Here is a 15,027-nt window from a genome sequence, read left to right on the forward strand (position 1 = left end):
AACGATTCTTATGTCCCTTACGTTTCATTTATTTACGTGATACAGTGAAAGGACTATGACCGGAACGGGTGATCGTATGAAGGAACCAATTAACATATCGGTGCGACCCCTTGTGGAATATGTGCATCGGAGCGGCAGCATTCACGGTGGTTTCCGCTCGAACAGCAGCATGCTGGAAGGAACACGCGTGCACCAGCTTATCCAAAAAAGCTATAAGGAGCATGACCGCAAAGAGGTACATTTGCGTACAGAAATTCCATATGAGGGTGCTCTATTTATTGTTGAGGGCCGCTGTGATGGACTGATTGAGCTGGACGGCATATGGACAGTTGATGAAATCAAGTCAGTTTCCATTCCTCTCGAAGATATTCCGGGGGATGGTCAACCTGTGCATTGGGCGCAAGCGTTTCTGTACGCCTATATGATTGCCCGCGAAGAGCAGCGCAATTCCATGCAGGCCCAGCTTACTTATGTACAGGCACACAGCGGAGAAATTCGGCGGTTGAGACGGGAGTTATCCTTTGCAGAGCTGGAGACCTTTGCGCTGAGGATGGTCGAGGGTTATGCGCCGTATGCATTCCTGCTGAGAGCACATGCAGAGAAGCGGGACGCCAGTATTGCAACACTGGCCTTTCCCTTTGACACGTATCGTTCAGGCCAGTGGCCTCTGGCGGGTTCGGTGTACAAGACGATTGCAGAAGGGGTCAATTTGTTTGCCAAAGCGCCTACGGGTATCGGTAAAACGGTATCTACCCTGTTTCCTGCAATCAAGGCCATCGGTGAAGGGCTGGTGAGCCGGGTATATTATGTGACGGCCCGTACCACGACCCGCGCAGCAGCAGAAGAAGCGTATGCCAAAATGCAGGCCCAAGGGCTGCATATGCATGTAGTAACCTTGACGGCGAAGGATAAAATCTGCTTCAAGGATGAAAATGATTGCGATGCCGGAGCATGCAGCATGTGCGAGGGATATTACGACCGGATCAACGGTGCGGTGTCCGATATTTTGGCGAACGAGACGTTGATGACCCGGGCGGTGATTGAGTATTATGCGCGCAAGCATAGGGTATGTCCGTTTGAATTTTCGCTGGACGTGGCATATGCCTCGGATGGTATAATCAGTGACTATAATTATGTTTTTGATCCGCGTATTTCCTTGAAAAGACTCTTGGAGGAGCACAAGCGAAAAGGTGTTGTGCTGGTGGATGAAGCGCATAATCTGGTGGAACGCGGCCGAGATATGTTTTCGGCGGAAATGTTGAAATCGTCTTTTTTGGAATTGAAAAAAGAGTTCAAGCTGCTAAGCCCGGAGATTGCCGGGGCGGCCAGTGCAGTTAACGCGCATATGATTGCATTGCGCAAGCTATACGCGGATACAGGAAAAGCAGTAAATACGGAGGCACCGCATGAGGTGCTGGAGCTACTTGCACCTTTTGTAGAGGCAGCCGAACGTGAGCTGTTAACGGGCGTCGGTAGTACGAGCAGCACAGGAGCGGCCTATACATTGCTGTTGGATACGTATTTTGCCGCTCAAAACATGCTGCGGATTGCAGCTTTGTACGATGAACGCTACGTTACCTATATTGAGGTGGGACGCAGTGAAGTGCGGGTCAAGCTGTTTTGCCTGGATCCTTCGCATTTGCTGGGACAGGCTGTGAAGGGCTATCGCTCGGCGATTTATTTTTCTGCGACGTTGACGCCGCTTGCGTATTACCGGGACATGCTGGGAGCAAGGGAAGAAGATTACACGTTGCAGGTTCCTTCTCCTTTTCATCAGGAGCAATGGGATGTACGCCTGTTGCCGCTCTCTATTCGTTATCGGGATCGTGAGCGCTCGAAGGGGGCGATTGCAGATATGCTGGCGGGATTGGCTGAGGAGCGTAAAGGGAATATGCTCGTGTTTTTCCCTTCGTATCCGTATCTGCGAGAGGTATATGAGGAATTTATGGCCCGGGGCGTGTCTGCGGATACGCTGGTACAGAGTCCGGGCATGACCGAACCGGAGCGGGATCACTTTCTGGAGGCTTTTCAGCCGGGGCAAGAGCGTACTCTTCTCGGCTTTGCTGTACTGGGTGGCGTGTTTGCCGAAGGCGTTGATTTGCCGGGTGATCGTTTGAACGGAGTCGTAGTTGTTGGTGTCGGGTTGCCGCAAATTGGCGCAGAGCGGGATGTGCTGCGAGATTATTTTTCGGAACAGGGACGGAATGGATTCAACTATGCGTATGTGTATCCGGGGATGAACAAGGTTCTTCAGGCAGGGGGCAGGCTTATCCGCACAGAGCATGATGAAGGCTTGCTGGTGCTGATAGATGATCGGTTTGCCAAGGAGCCGTATGCTTCTTTGCTGCCGGAGGAATGGAGAAGCTATCGTTTGACGAAACAAGCGGGATCAGGGAAGGAATGGACAGGCCATGAATTTTAATTTTCATAATGACTCTATACGCGGGGTACTACGTAGTTTTGGGCAAGAGGAAGCAGAAGTGGACAATATGGAGACTTTTGTGACTTTTGCGCGCTTGGCTAACGGTATTTTCAGAGAAATAGATACCGATCTTACCAAGCTGGGAGTCTCTCAGGGCCGAATCATCGTCCTTAGCCTGTTGCATTGTCATGCGCCGCACCGGATGACACCATCAGAGCTGTCAGAAAAGGCCGATGTGACGCGGGGAACCATGACGGGGCTAATCGACGGTCTGGAGCGGGATGGAATGATTGAACGGGTGGCTCACGAGAGCGATGGACGAATGGTCACTGTCGGACTAAAGGAGGCAGGACGGGAGCTACTGGTAACGGTAGTTCCTTATTATATGAAGCTTATCCGTGTATGTATGGCCGAGTTTACGACAGAGGATCATGAGATGATGAAGGGCTTGCTCGGTAAAATGAAAAGGGGTTTTGAACGGTCCTTGCCGAAATGCTGAGTTCCTGATTTGAGGGATAAAGAATAGGGGGAGAACATGTTTTTTTATACAGATGAGGTCTATGAAGCGCGTGATTTTGGTTCGATGGATGCCCGGGAAGGCGAGTGGAGAAATTGTGAGTTTATCCGCTGTCGCTTTCGGGGGGTGGAGATGAATGAATCTCTTGTTGAAGACTGTACTTTTGTGGACTGTGATTTTACCGGAGCCATCCTGAATGCCTCTCATTACAAGGAGTCTGCCTTTACGAATTGTCTATTTACCAGTGCCAATCTGTTTGTGGCCCGGTTTCAAAACTGCAAGCTGGTAGGCTCAGATTTCGCAGGGGCGAATATGGATGGTATCACGATTACAGGAGGAGATTGGTCTTATACGAACTTGCGTCATGCGGATTTAAGAAAACAGGATTTGCGAAAAATACGATTCAAGGAAGCTGACTTATCCGAATGTAATCTGGAAAAGGCAGATTTGCGGGAAGCGGATCTTACCCGGGTAAGGCTGCACCGGGCGCAGCTTCAAGGAACGGATCTGCGGGGTGCGAAGATGGATGGCGTCAATTTCAAAGATTTGAATATCTCCGGAGCCAAGCTCGATATCCAGCAGGCGGTAGCCGTGGCCCGATCCTATGGAGCGAAGGTAGAAGGATAAAAGCACGGAGTAAACAAAAAAATCCCTGCTCCAGCGGCAGAACCTGAGGATCAGGGCCGGGACCGGACAGGGAAATGGGTGCTTTATATGTTGAACTGACCCGAGAGGGGGAGGATTTTATGGTGGGGACCAAAGAGGTATTAGCTTTTCTTTTTTCTTTGCTGGGCAAGGACTACATAATGATCCAGACGTTGACTAAGCTCTACAATGGAAGGGTCGGTAAAGGCTTCATGCTGTGCCTTTGTAATAAGCTCGCTGCGCAATTCTTCAATGATGGCAAGCAAACCATCCCCGGCTGCATTCAGATTGGATACCATAGGCTGCACCTTCTTCCCTGCTGCTCATTAGATTATATAAGTAATTGCATAAAATTCGAATTATACATTAATGGTAAATATAGGTCATTTTTTTGTTGATGTAAAATAGTATACACATTTACTCCAGCGAAGCGATCAGGCATAATTAAAGGTGATTGCCGATGAGAACATGCCTGTTACGCGGGGATATAAGGAAGGAAGAGACAGATGAGTCAGACAAACGTTTATTTTAATCATGATGGTGGAGTGGATGATCTAGTATCCCTATTTATGCTGCTTCAGATGGAGCAAGTTCATTTGACCGGAGTATCGGTTATTCCAGCAGATGGTTACCTGGAGCCTGCGACGGATGCCAGCCGTAAAATTATTGATCGTTTTGGGCGAAATAAAGGGCCTGTGGAAGTCGCTAAATCTAATTCACGCGGTAAAAATCCATTTCCTGCCGCTTGGCGTTTACATTCCTTTTATGTAGATGCATTGCCAGTGCTGAATGAATCGGGACAAATGGAAGCGCCGCTTTCAGCTCTGCCGGCTCATCAGCATCTGATCGAAAAGGTACGTGGAGCCGAAGGCAAAACACTGCTCCTGTTCACTGGACCGCTGACCGATCTGGCACGCGCGTTGGATGAGGCACCGGATATTGAAGCGAAAATTGACAAGCTGGTATGGATGGGCGGTACCTTTGAAAAAGGTAATGTAGAGGAGCCCGAGCATGACGGCACAGCAGAATGGAATGTGTTCTGGGATCCGGAAGCAGCATATCGGGTATGGCAAAGCGGCATTACCATTGATCTGGTGGCACTGGAAAGCACAAGCAAAGTGCCATTAACGCCAGCCGTACGCAATCGTTGGGCTGCCGAGCGCTGCTATGAGGGCGTGGATTTCCTGGGCAACTGCTACGCAGGGTGTCCGCCGCTCGTCTATAGCGAGACGAACTCGACCTACTACCTGTGGGATGTGCTGACCACCGCATCGGTGGGACGTCCAGATATTGTAAAGAAAAAGACGGTACATTGCAGCGTCATTGCAGATGGTCCAAGTCAGGGCAGAACTGTGGAACAGGCGGAAGGCCGCCCTGTTAATCTGGTATATGACACGGATCCGGAAGCCTTTTTTACGTACATGGCGGATTTGGCCAAGCTGGCTGCTCCCAAGCGTTATTAGGCTCAGCCCTGCACATATACGTAAGTTTAGAGTGACATTACTACCCATTAGCAAACATCCATGACATGAAAACCCGTGACGATATCCGTCACGGGTTTTTGTGCCCTTTTAGGCCATGTATGAGTAGAATCCAGCCTCTGCTTTAAGCAAATGCCGGAATGATCATACAATTGGGTAGCAGCAGACAGAGTGACTTCCAACTTCCCCCGCGTTTGTAAACTTCACCGCGTTGTCTACCAAATTGATCAGCATTCGCCGGATTTTAGCCTTGTTGGAGTCTAGCATGCATTATACGGGGTAGTACCAGCGAAGCTGTGGCGAATGCAGTATCGGGAAAAACGTGATCGCAAACGTGAAGTTTCTATGGAATGCAGTCCTAACCTCTTTCGACCCTCTTTTTCGGATGAATCTGATAACAGAGTGATGTTGCAATCTTATATTAATAAATTAGCGTGTGAAGCAAGCAAAAAAGTCATCTATGAAATTTACATAAACGACAAAACAGAAGCCCAGGTTGCCAGAGAACTTAAAATCAGTCAACAGGCGGTGAACAAATGGAAAAAGAAAGCACTCCGTGAATTATGTCAGATGATGAGTTTATGAAGTTAGTAAAACTTGCCCAAAGGGGATAATACCAACTAATTGTGCGGTTTTTTTGTTAAATTAAAACGTAAACAATTGTACCAACTACAGATATGGCCATCATCAATAGTGAAATAATATGTTTTTGTGAACTTCGAATATATTTCCATTGGAAGATAGATCGAACACCGAACACTAGAATAAGTAATACGCCAATCCAAACATATTTATAAGGTTCTTTAACAAAAAGAACTGACAAAATTACCACAATACCCCCAATCACAATGAACCACCTGTATGGGATAAAACCATCCGTGTCTGATATCTTCTCATCTGTTTTGCTGATAATTTTATCCAGAACAAATTGAATCACAGCTGCAATAAATAATACAAGAGCAAAACTCATTGGTATCACCTTCTTTTTCCATTTGTTCAACTATACTACACCAATCCAAATTTTTCATGCATCAATAAACATATGATCCAATATTTTCCGGTTCGAGGCTTTCTTTTTTGTATCTCAAGGTCACGTCGCAGCTTGAACGAATCTTTATCAAACGATACAAAAAATTAGCATTTATGGGGTAGTACCAGCGAAGCTGTCACAGCCCGTAAAGTAAACCAGTGAAAAGTTCCGGTTTTTGTTGGTATCGGAACCATAGTTCTGCTTTGCACTCGTTATTCTGGTTCAACGTGGTTTCCAAGGCGCAATTTGAACCACGTAGCTGTCATGAAGTGCAAACATGTGGAAATTGATGGTAACTACTTTGCGGGTGGTGTCACGTTCGCTGGTACTGCCCCTATACATGATTATTTCATTGTAGACCGGGCTTTCTACTTCAATTTACCTATTCGCTTGCGCAAACCTTCATTTCGTAGGTCTAGTGAGGAGGTTTTTTGAGAGGTATAGGGTATACGAATACATATTTATGAAATTATTAAATGATTTTTTTGGTTTTTTATACATTCGTTTGCAATCTCATCATATGAAAAAAGTGTAATTAAATAGGATAATAGGACCAGTAATATCATGTAAATATTCTATATAATAGGTTCAGAGGTGGGATTATGAATAGACTGGAAGCACTAGAACACTTTCAAAAGACCTATGCAGAAGATGTGCTGAATCAGAAATTACACCAAGTAATGTCTTTGTATGAGCAAAGAAAAGACGAGCTCATCTTATCTTTTATTCAATCCTTTCAATTGATCTGCCTGCAAGCCAATTCTACAGAAGTGGCCAAGACAAGGATTGGATACATTACCTATTCAATGAGGCGCACGTATCTGATGGATCGAAACTATAACTATGTCATCGAAGCCTATGATAAAAATTGGTTCTTTGATCCGGGGCCTTGTCATGGAACCTATGATGCAGGCTGGGCATTCAGCTTTTTAGCAGAACTGGAGGATGAATTGAATCAGCTCCGAAAACCCTATATGAATAAGGTTATTCAGCCTGATGTTGAGCGCTTTGCACTTCAGGTTGCGGAGAAATTTCATGAATATGTTTTGAGATTAGCTAAGGAAGCTATTCCATTGGCTATACAAACACCGGAATTCAGGGCTTTGAGGTGCGAAGATGATTTGGAAGTAAGAATAGGGGAGTATAAAGGAATCAGTGAGGCGGTGTATTCAGCAGCATATGGAATATTACATGATTCAACAGGATAACCGTATTACAGAGTATATGCATTCCGAAGAGATGAATCGTAGGCAGCTCTTGGAGTGGGCAGCCAGCGCGGAGGATTCCATTTTACAATTTTATGTTTCAGGTGATGCAGACTATATCGATTTTATTGAGCATCCGGTATCCATAGTTTCAGAGCAGTTAAAGGAAATATTTGATATATATCAAGCCGGATTAAGCTGGAAGTTGGTTGTTTTTGCCGATATGCAGCGAATGCAGCAAACGAGGTATTGGCTGGCTAATCCGCCTAGCCTTAAGTGTTTATCACCACTTAGTGAATATCATAGGGACGGTACACTGAGAAAAATCATTTTAGATGAATATGCAGTGGAGAATCATAAGATATTCAGGATTCAGAATGCCAATCATCATATCATTGTGGATCTTGATGTGGCTGAATGTATTTTAAAGTTCAACTTGGCAGGCTTGAAATTACAAAAGGTCGATACAGAGGGGCCATCTATACAAAGGAGAGTCCAAGAATGAGTGAGAGCTATGTAGTGGATGGAGCACAGATACAGTGTAACTATGGAAGTCATTCAGGAAGATTTAGTGTTTCAGCTAACAGGGGGATTAGCATTGGTGATAAATTGCAGGGGAATATTCAAGATTTTCACCCACAGACTCATATCCCTTCATTTGGAATGTGCCGCAGTATGCATAATCCTGCAGTTTCTTCTGCTAACAAAGGTAATTCCGGAAAAACCATTCCGCAGCCCTGCAAACCGAGCGTTTCTATGCCTTGGTTGAATGGAAAGAAGGATGTATACGTAGATCAATCTCCGGCTCTTATGAGCTGCTCCACTAATTTATGCATGTGGTGTGGAAAAATTTCATTCACGACAGACGGGCAGGAATAGCTACAGATTGCAGGAAGCTACATCATGGAAGGACAAATGGAGGGAGTAAGATGGGACTGGCAGGAACTGTGCTGACGTATGGAAATATTAGAGTGAATGCACCGTATGAAATTGTCCGGCTGCTGGACTTTGAATTGACGCAGAAGGTGAATGAGCACGGCAAGGTGTACATCACTGCTCTCATACCGGATGAGGATCATGCTAAGTATGATGGTTTAGCACATGATGAGGATGTGCTGGAGGTATATGAGACGGATGAAGATCGAGGGACTGTTAGTATTTTTAAGGGAATAGTCACCAATATTAGTATTGGATTCAAAAATGGCGTATATCACATGTACATAGAGGCTGCCTCTTTTACATATTTGATGGATCAACAACGAAAAAATCGTTCGTTTCAAAACAGCTGCTTGACGTATTACCAAGTGTTCCGCGAACTCATAGATGCCTATCCACACGGGGATTTTATTGACATGACTGACAGCGATAAAAAGCTGGACGGCTTTACTATTCAGTATGAAGAGAGTGATTGGGAGTTTCTAAAAAGAATGGCCTCTCATCTGCAAACTGGACTGATTGCCGAAATTACATCCGTGTTCCCGAGATTATGGTTAGGCACATCGAAAGATCAGGTGAAAGGTGAACTGCGTAGCATTAACTTTTCCCTCCAAAAAACAAAGTCAGGCCCCCAGTATACATATGCTGAAGTGGAGGATACGAAACGTTTTGAACTTGGAGATGTCGTCGTGTTTCAACGAAAGCATTGGGTTATCGATCAGATTCATGCAGAGATGAAGCAAGGTATCATGACATACGACTATACTCTCGCTCCGGAAGCAGGCATTCCGAGGGAGGTTATATATAATCAACTCATACAAGGTGCCTCCATTGAAGGGAAAGTCATTGATTTAGATGGTGAAGGAGAGTCGGTTAAACTTCACTTGTCCGTAGATTCTTTGCAGTCCAAAGCTGGGGGTTGCTGGTTTTCTTATCCCACCTTGTATACCGGTGGTGGAATCGGTTGGCACTGCATGCCCGAGCTTGGGGATCATGTCCATTTGTATTTTCCGTCCAACAAAGAGCAGGAAGCTCGCGTGGTTCAATCTCTCCGTAAGAGAGACTACAAAGGTGATGAAATCAGCAAGCCGGCAAGAAAGCTGTTTCATACCAAAACTCAAAAAGTGGCGAGATTCGATGATAAAGAAGTAGCTCTCTCCACCCAGAAAGAAAAGATACTTGTGCGCTTAAATCCTGCATCCGGTATTCACGTATATAGTCATCACGATCTTACCTTTCACGCCGATACAGACTTGGTGCTGCATGGCAAAAAGGTACAGATGACCGCTACTCGCGAAATATCTCTGACGTGCAAAACCAGCTATATCCGAACAGATGGATCGATTCATATCAAGGCCAGTAAGCTCATAAAAAATCAGGTGCCCGATGCAGAACTGAAAGCCTATAAATCCCTAATTCAAGAATTGAAGGGGAAGGGATATCCGCAATGGGTGCAAGATTTGCTGCTTCAATTTAAAAAGGACTATTACAAAGCCGTGGCAGCAGGTGACAAAAAGGGTGCTAAGGAAGCAGCAGCCAAGGCCAAGCAATTGCGCCAGCAGGTGGCAGAAATAGATCGTATGCCTGCCTGGGCAAGAGCGCAAATGCATGAATACACGTCCCAGTGGTGGGAAGCGTACGGCGCAAATGACAAGGCCAAGCAAAAGCAGATGCATCTTTTCGCGAACCAACTGCGTGACAATGTGCTAATCAACGAGCTGATTCGTGGGCATTCTACCAGCTCCTATCTCGATGCGAACCGGTTAGAGGAGCTGTCCGGACAATACGCCGATGCGGCTCATAAGCTGACCGTTGCCGATCAAAAGGTCATAGCCAAGGAAGCGGCCGCTCTGCGGAGTAAGTATGGCGTGAACAGCCTGCTTGCCAGAGAGAATTTGAACAAGCTTGCCAAGAAGTACCCAGACAGCTTCTCGTACAAGCTGCCAACTACAGGCGATTGGGATAAGGAGCTTAACGCGGCACTGCATGATTTTGCGAAAAAGTACGGTCTGGAGAATAAGGGCTATGGTCGTGATGTGCTCGCAGTGTATCTGCATCAAGTAGCTAATGGCATTCTTCCATGGCCTAAGGTTAGCAAGGCTGTAACGCCGACTATTCCAACAACGAAAACGGAACCGGGCAAGAAGACGCCGACTACTCCTGAAAAGCCAACGAAGGAAGAACCGAAGCCATTAAATCCTAAGGATTATAAAGATGGATTAGTAGCAGTGAAAAAGATTGAAAATTATATAAGTAATAAAGGCATAAAAGGAAATCAGGCTCAAGCTCTGTATAGAGTAAATGATTACACCAATAACAGTATCATTCAAAAGAAACTGTCCTCGAACCGTAAAGCACCACTCGTGTTTTTCTTTGAAGGAGACGGCTCATATAGTTATAAACAAGAAGATCACCCGGAAGGTCGATATGGAGCGATGGCAATTGTGGTGATAGACGGCGAAATTAAGTATACAAGCAAAAACGCCAGCACACTTCCTGATTATGAGAGCAAGGATAAAACTGTTAAAGATGGAGTGTATGAGTTTGTAGGGGGGTTGCATCGGGGCTCTTATCCTGCTTTGCGTATTAGGGATGGTGCAGCAGTTCCAGCAACCAAAGGAAGCCAAAAAAAGGATACCACAGCAGAAGGCGTAAATATACACAAGGGCTACAATAATGATACTAAAGGTAGGCCGACTTCAACAGCTTGTATTACAGTCCATAAAGACGAGTATGTAAGATTTTTGAGTTCAGTAGGTGTGGTGAAGAATTCATTGGATGAAAGACCTAATCCTGTAAAAGGGCTAGCTATTCTTGATCGGAAGGATAGATCAAAGTGAAGATGATCAGAAACATATTAATCATTCTTTTTTTAATCGTGTTGTCAGCATGTAATGCTTCTCAAAAAGTCCCTACTTCCTTTTCTTCGAAAACGGTGGATATGGCTTCAGAAGTGGTGGAATCATCTAATAAAAATAATAAAACGGAGCTTGTTAAAGAGAATAGCAAGAAAGAATGGGCTTTAACGGTAGAAGAAGGCACAGAAGATCCAGCAGAATTTTTGGTTCAGCTGGAAGGGTCAAAAGTTGAACGGTTCTTAAGTGCCGAGAAACTGATTAGTCTCCTACAGTCGAAGGAGGATAAAGAGAAATATCGAGATTCTTATGTAGATGTAGGGAGAATCCAAGCAGATGGGAGTCAAATCGCATTCGTATTAGATTTATTTAAAGAAGCGAGATTAATAATACAAATTTATGATTTGGATTCGGGTAAAAAAGTAAATGAATTTATGCTGCCTTATAACCACCCAGTAATTTCTTCTGATTTAACGAAGTATTTATATGAGGATAAAGATAAAGCGTATATATATGACCCGTCAACTAATCAATCAACAGCTATTCAATTAGATGGAGATTCTATAGATGTAGATGACATTCATCAAGGAAAATTTTCTCCAGACAGTACCCAGTTTTGTTTTACTGACAGCCAGCAGAATATTGTCGTATTTGATGTATCAACTCATAAAATCATTAAGAAAATCCATATAGATTCTGGTATGGCGATAGTCAACCAATGGATTCAGAAAGATAAAATAATCTATTCCCTTAATTCTATGTCAGTGACTAAAACGTACCTGTTAAATTTAAGTAATGGAGAGAAACACCTTTTAGGCAAAGGGATGGAACGACTCTTAATGTCTCGTGATGGATCGGAGTTATGGTTTGAAAAGGTAGACTCGCCGTCCAATTATAAACTAAATATAAATACAGGTTTGAAAAGTAAAGCCCCATCCATCACTACAGTTGATGGAAATATGGCAACACCTGTACAGTGGTTTTATACCGCTAATGACTTTTCCAAATATGATAGCGAAATAAAAGTACAGCAAATTAAAGCTTCATCCACTCTGCCAAGTAAAGGCATGCAGACCTATGATGCCAAAAATCTGGTGGACGGAGATACATCTACTGCATGGTGTGAAGGCGTGAAAGGCAACGGGGAGGGGGAGACTATACTGTTAGATCTGGGATCATCACAGAAGGTAAAGGGTATTGAGTTGATTAACGGATATGCTAAATCTGAAAAAAGTTATCGGGAGAATAACAGAGTTCAGAAGCTAAAACTGCAATTCTCGGATGGTTCTTCCCTAGAAATGAATGATTTTAACACACGTAAGAAATTTAAAGAGCCTATTAATACCTCATTTATTAAACTTACTATTTTATCAGTTGAACGTGGAACGAAATATCAGGATACATGTATTTCCGATGTACGGCTTTTCTAGCATTCTTACAAAAAGGAGAAGGCATATGAAATGGAAAGAACCAACGTTTGGTGCAACACCTATGTTGAAAGCTTTAACAGCCGCTAATGCGCATAGGAAAGCAAAGGCTTTTGACCTGGTGGCAGAACAGAAAAAACAAAAACTGAATTATCCTGACTGGGCCCAAACCTGGATGCGTAAATACAAAGAGGAGTGGTATATCGCTAAAGCAAACGGCGACGAGGTCGGTATGCGTAAAGCGCAAAAGCTGGCAGAGGGACTTCGAAGCAAGTTACGTGAAATGGCCACGTTCCCCAAGTGGGCTCAAGAGCAGATGAAAAAAGAAACAATCCGCTGGATGACTGCTGAGGCGAGCGGGAATATAAGGGAAAAGTTAGCTGCTGAGAAGGCGGGGCGAGCCATTCGCGAGAAGCTTGGTTTGATCGATACGAGCACTAAAGAACCACCAAAAGAACCAGTTACCAACAAATCGAAGGATGATCCTAAAACTGAACAAGCACCTCCTGATAAGTCAGAAAATGATAGCTTTGAAGCTGAGCTTGCTAAATTCCCGGAATCATACAGGCCAGCGCTATTAAAATTACACAAGCAGCATCCCTCTTGGCGTTTTATAGCAGAAGAAACTAATGTAGATTTTAATAGTTTTCTCAACGCAGAAATGAAAAATGGGCTGGTATGTACCGAAGTAAGCAAATATGGATATTCACCGCCTTGGAGAGACCCTAAGTTCAAATATGATAGAGGATATAATGCTGCTTCTCCTAAGGCAGTTTCATATTTTTTAGATCCTCGTAATTTTCTTACCGAGTCTCGTGTATTCCAATTTTTGTCGGGTAAGTATGATAAGAACACCCAAAATAAAGAGGCTGTTAATAAAGTGCTAAGCAAAAGTTTGGCTAATAAAGGGGATGTATTTCTAAAGGCAGGCGGTAATGAGGCGAGTGCAGTATTTTTAGCGGCAAAGGCCATGGTTGAATCGGGAGGCGGAACTTCAACTTTAGGAAAGGGACAGGTCCCGGAATATATCGGTTGGTACAACATGTATGGCATTGGTGCAAACGATGGGAGCGCACTCAAAAATGGTGCAAAGAAAGCTAAGTCAGAGAACTGGAATTCTGTCGATAGTGCAATAATCGGCGGAGGTAAATGGATTTATAGAAATTATATTCAAACAGGGCAAGATACGCTTTATAGCTTAAAGTGGAATGTAAATTCCTTTAGGAACAATGGAACTGTTAGTAAGCAGTATGCCACGAATATTATGGATGCTTATGTAAAATCGGATCGTTTTTCCAAGGGTCTTAAAACCGTAGATGCACCTCTTACCTTTAGAATACCCGTGTATAAGAATATGCCTGCAACTGCTTGTCCTGAACCTACACAGGTTTCATCAAGATAATCAAGTTATTTAAAATAGGCATTTTGAAAGAAGGGGAAGTGTGATTAATAAAAAGTTATTTGTACTTGTTTTAGTCATTTTAATTTTCAGTGGTTGTGGTGTGAATAAAGAGGTTGAGGTAAAAAGTATCGCTCCTAAATCAGCTACACCAACTATTGTTAGTCCTGAGATAACGAAAGATTCTAGTAAAGCTACTGTGCAAGATTCTGACACATTAGATCAGTTTATAAAGAAAATTCAACCCAAGGATGAGCATCTTCAAAAAATAATAAAAGAAGATTTGGACCGTGATGGAAAGCTGGAATACGTGCTTGCTTTTGGATTAGAAAAAGAGGAAATTTACAACATATTTGTAGTCCGGGAGGATGCTGGCTATCACATCATTGATAAACTAGAGGACCCCGTTATAGTTGTGCATCTAAATACTGATGTGAAAATCATGAAGCTGGATCAAACGGATCAAAAGTTTATCGTTGTATACTCTATAGGCGACGGAGGGGCTTACTCCGAGGGATTCTCCATATATGCCTTGGAAAATAATCATATCAAGAGTATAAATTCTGATTTTCCTAATGCTACTGGACAAGGAATTCGAACGTTAAAAGATACCGATCATGACGGTGTATTTGAAAGTGTAGATTATTATGAGTTTAGCGATACTCAGGGGCATACCGTCGTGGTCTATCAAAAATATGATGGAACAGGACCTGAAAAAAAGGAGATTCTATATAAAAATAAAAGTAAAAAGTTTGTATATCCAAGCGATCCTAAGGCTGTGATACTGAATTACTTGGAAGTTGATTATCTTATGAAGTGGTTTGATTTACCTTTTCCTGAAATGGCCCAGCTCACTGATCCGGCAGCAAGGCAAACATATGATTTTGAAGATGCTATTGATTTTTCCGGTTTAGCCTATTTATCGTACTGGGGACTGGACCTGAGTTATGAAGAGATAAGCGGCGATGAGAACCGAAAAGTATATTTGGTAAAAGGTAACTCAGAAGAAGAAAGAGTAAGAGCGAAAAAAGAAATTACCTTTACATTAGAAAAACAGTCAGGCAAGTGGAGGATTATGAGCATAGAATTAAACGATAAATTCTAGAAAGC

The 15,027-nt window shown here is 43.7% G+C and carries 14 protein-coding genes; 12 read left to right on the forward strand and 2 right to left on the reverse strand.

The features are described 5' to 3' along the window. Positions 1 to 55 precede the first annotated feature (55 nt). The 3 genes from QD47_RS00910 to QD47_RS00920 are packed head-to-tail and all read left to right on the forward strand — an operon-like array spanning position 56 to position 3,566. Positions 56 to 2,422, forward strand: a complete 2,367-nt coding sequence (locus tag QD47_RS00910; protein ID WP_044644332.1) for an ATP-dependent DNA helicase — start codon at positions 56 to 58, stop codon at positions 2,420 to 2,422. Then, positions 2,412 to 2,921, forward strand: a complete 510-nt coding sequence (locus tag QD47_RS00915) for a MarR family winged helix-turn-helix transcriptional regulator (RefSeq protein WP_044644333.1) — start codon at positions 2,412 to 2,414, stop codon at positions 2,919 to 2,921. The genes QD47_RS00910 and QD47_RS00915 overlap by 11 nt, the downstream gene beginning before the upstream one ends. Positions 2,922 to 2,957: 36 nt before the next feature. After that, positions 2,958 to 3,566 (forward strand): pentapeptide repeat-containing protein, encoded by a 609-nt coding sequence (locus QD47_RS00920; RefSeq protein WP_044644334.1) that lies wholly within the window; start codon positions 2,958 to 2,960, stop codon positions 3,564 to 3,566. Positions 3,567 to 3,706: 140 nt separating this feature from the next. On the opposite strand, the gene QD47_RS30420 is transcribed toward QD47_RS00920, so the two are convergent. Next, positions 3,707 to 3,883 (reverse strand): aspartyl-phosphate phosphatase Spo0E family protein, encoded by a 177-nt coding sequence (locus tag QD47_RS30420; RefSeq protein WP_082067086.1) that lies wholly within the window; start codon positions 3,881 to 3,883, stop codon positions 3,707 to 3,709. 207 nt (positions 3,884 to 4,090) lie between these two features. Here QD47_RS30420 and QD47_RS00925 point away from each other — a divergent pair, with 207 nt between their 5' ends. Beyond that, positions 4,091 to 5,047 (forward strand): nucleoside hydrolase, encoded by a 957-nt coding sequence (locus QD47_RS00925; protein WP_044644335.1) that lies wholly within the window; start codon positions 4,091 to 4,093, stop codon positions 5,045 to 5,047. Between the two features lie 321 nt (positions 5,048 to 5,368). After that, positions 5,369 to 5,650: a sigma factor-like helix-turn-helix DNA-binding protein gene (locus tag QD47_RS00930; protein WP_052646700.1), complete on the forward strand. Its 282-nt coding sequence runs from the start codon at positions 5,369 to 5,371 to the stop codon at positions 5,648 to 5,650. 55 nt (positions 5,651 to 5,705) lie between these two features. On the opposite strand, the gene QD47_RS00935 is transcribed toward QD47_RS00930, so the two are convergent. Further along, positions 5,706 to 6,065, reverse strand: a complete 360-nt coding sequence (locus QD47_RS00935; protein ID WP_235332153.1) for a DUF4181 domain-containing protein — start codon at positions 6,063 to 6,065, stop codon at positions 5,706 to 5,708. A gap of 632 nt (positions 6,066 to 6,697) precedes the next feature. On the opposite strand from QD47_RS00935, the gene QD47_RS00940 reads away from it, so the two are divergent. Genes QD47_RS00940 through QD47_RS00970 form a run of 7 tightly spaced genes read left to right on the forward strand, consistent with a single transcriptional unit; the run spans position 6,698 to position 15,022 of the window. Further along, positions 6,698 to 7,303: a hypothetical protein gene (locus QD47_RS00940; RefSeq protein ID WP_044644338.1), complete on the forward strand. Its 606-nt coding sequence runs from the start codon at positions 6,698 to 6,700 to the stop codon at positions 7,301 to 7,303. Further along, a complete protein-coding gene (locus tag QD47_RS00945; RefSeq protein ID WP_044644428.1) occupies positions 7,287 to 7,805 on the forward strand; it encodes a hypothetical protein in 519 nt (172 codons plus the stop codon). Before QD47_RS00940 ends, QD47_RS00945 begins: the two co-directional genes overlap by 17 nt. Then, positions 7,802 to 8,179 carry a DUF4280 domain-containing protein gene (locus QD47_RS00950; RefSeq protein ID WP_044644339.1) on the forward strand — a complete coding sequence of 126 codons (378 nt, stop codon included), beginning with the start codon at positions 7,802 to 7,804 and terminating at the stop codon, positions 8,177 to 8,179. Before QD47_RS00945 ends, QD47_RS00950 begins: the two co-directional genes overlap by 4 nt. Positions 8,180 to 8,229: 50 nt before the next feature. Continuing rightward, positions 8,230 to 11,076 (forward strand): contractile injection system protein, VgrG/Pvc8 family, encoded by a 2,847-nt coding sequence (locus QD47_RS00955; RefSeq protein WP_044644340.1) that lies wholly within the window; start codon positions 8,230 to 8,232, stop codon positions 11,074 to 11,076. 2 nt (positions 11,077 to 11,078) lie between these two features. Next, entirely contained in the window at positions 11,079 to 12,521 is a 1,443-nt protein-coding gene (locus QD47_RS00960; protein ID WP_235332159.1) for a discoidin domain-containing protein, read from the forward strand. 25 nt (positions 12,522 to 12,546) lie between these two features. After that, positions 12,547 to 13,920, forward strand: a complete 1,374-nt coding sequence (locus QD47_RS00965; protein WP_044644342.1) for an N-acetylglucosaminidase — start codon at positions 12,547 to 12,549, stop codon at positions 13,918 to 13,920. Between the two features lie 40 nt (positions 13,921 to 13,960). After that, positions 13,961 to 15,022 (forward strand): hypothetical protein, encoded by a 1,062-nt coding sequence (locus tag QD47_RS00970; protein WP_044644343.1) that lies wholly within the window; start codon positions 13,961 to 13,963, stop codon positions 15,020 to 15,022. Positions 15,023 to 15,027 lie beyond the last annotated feature (5 nt).

Source organism: Paenibacillus terrae (assembly GCF_000943545.1).
GTDB lineage: Bacteria > Bacillota > Bacilli > Paenibacillales > Paenibacillaceae > Paenibacillus > Paenibacillus terrae_A.

Coding starts and splice junctions, on each gene's coding strand:
- QD47_RS00925 (WP_044644335.1), top strand. CDS start 4,091: ATGAGTCAGACAAACGTTTATTTTAATCATGATGGTGGAGTGGATGAT.
- QD47_RS00940 (WP_044644338.1), top strand. CDS start 6,698: ATGAATAGACTGGAAGCACTAGAACACTTTCAAAAGACCTATGCAGAA.
- QD47_RS00930 (WP_052646700.1), top strand. CDS start 5,369: ATGCAGTATCGGGAAAAACGTGATCGCAAACGTGAAGTTTCTATGGAA.
- QD47_RS00955 (WP_044644340.1), top strand. CDS start 8,230: ATGGGACTGGCAGGAACTGTGCTGACGTATGGAAATATTAGAGTGAAT.
- QD47_RS00910 (WP_044644332.1), top strand. CDS start 56: ATGACCGGAACGGGTGATCGTATGAAGGAACCAATTAACATATCGGTG.
- QD47_RS00965 (WP_044644342.1), top strand. CDS start 12,547: ATGAAATGGAAAGAACCAACGTTTGGTGCAACACCTATGTTGAAAGCT.
- QD47_RS00915 (WP_044644333.1), top strand. CDS start 2,412: ATGAATTTTAATTTTCATAATGACTCTATACGCGGGGTACTACGTAGT.
- QD47_RS00960 (WP_235332159.1), top strand. CDS start 11,079: ATGATCAGAAACATATTAATCATTCTTTTTTTAATCGTGTTGTCAGCA.
- QD47_RS00945 (WP_044644428.1), top strand. CDS start 7,287: ATGATTCAACAGGATAACCGTATTACAGAGTATATGCATTCCGAAGAG.
- QD47_RS00950 (WP_044644339.1), top strand. CDS start 7,802: ATGAGTGAGAGCTATGTAGTGGATGGAGCACAGATACAGTGTAACTAT.
- QD47_RS30420 (WP_082067086.1), bottom strand. CDS start 3,883: ATGGTATCCAATCTGAATGCAGCCGGGGATGGTTTGCTTGCCATCATT.
- QD47_RS00920 (WP_044644334.1), top strand. CDS start 2,958: ATGTTTTTTTATACAGATGAGGTCTATGAAGCGCGTGATTTTGGTTCG.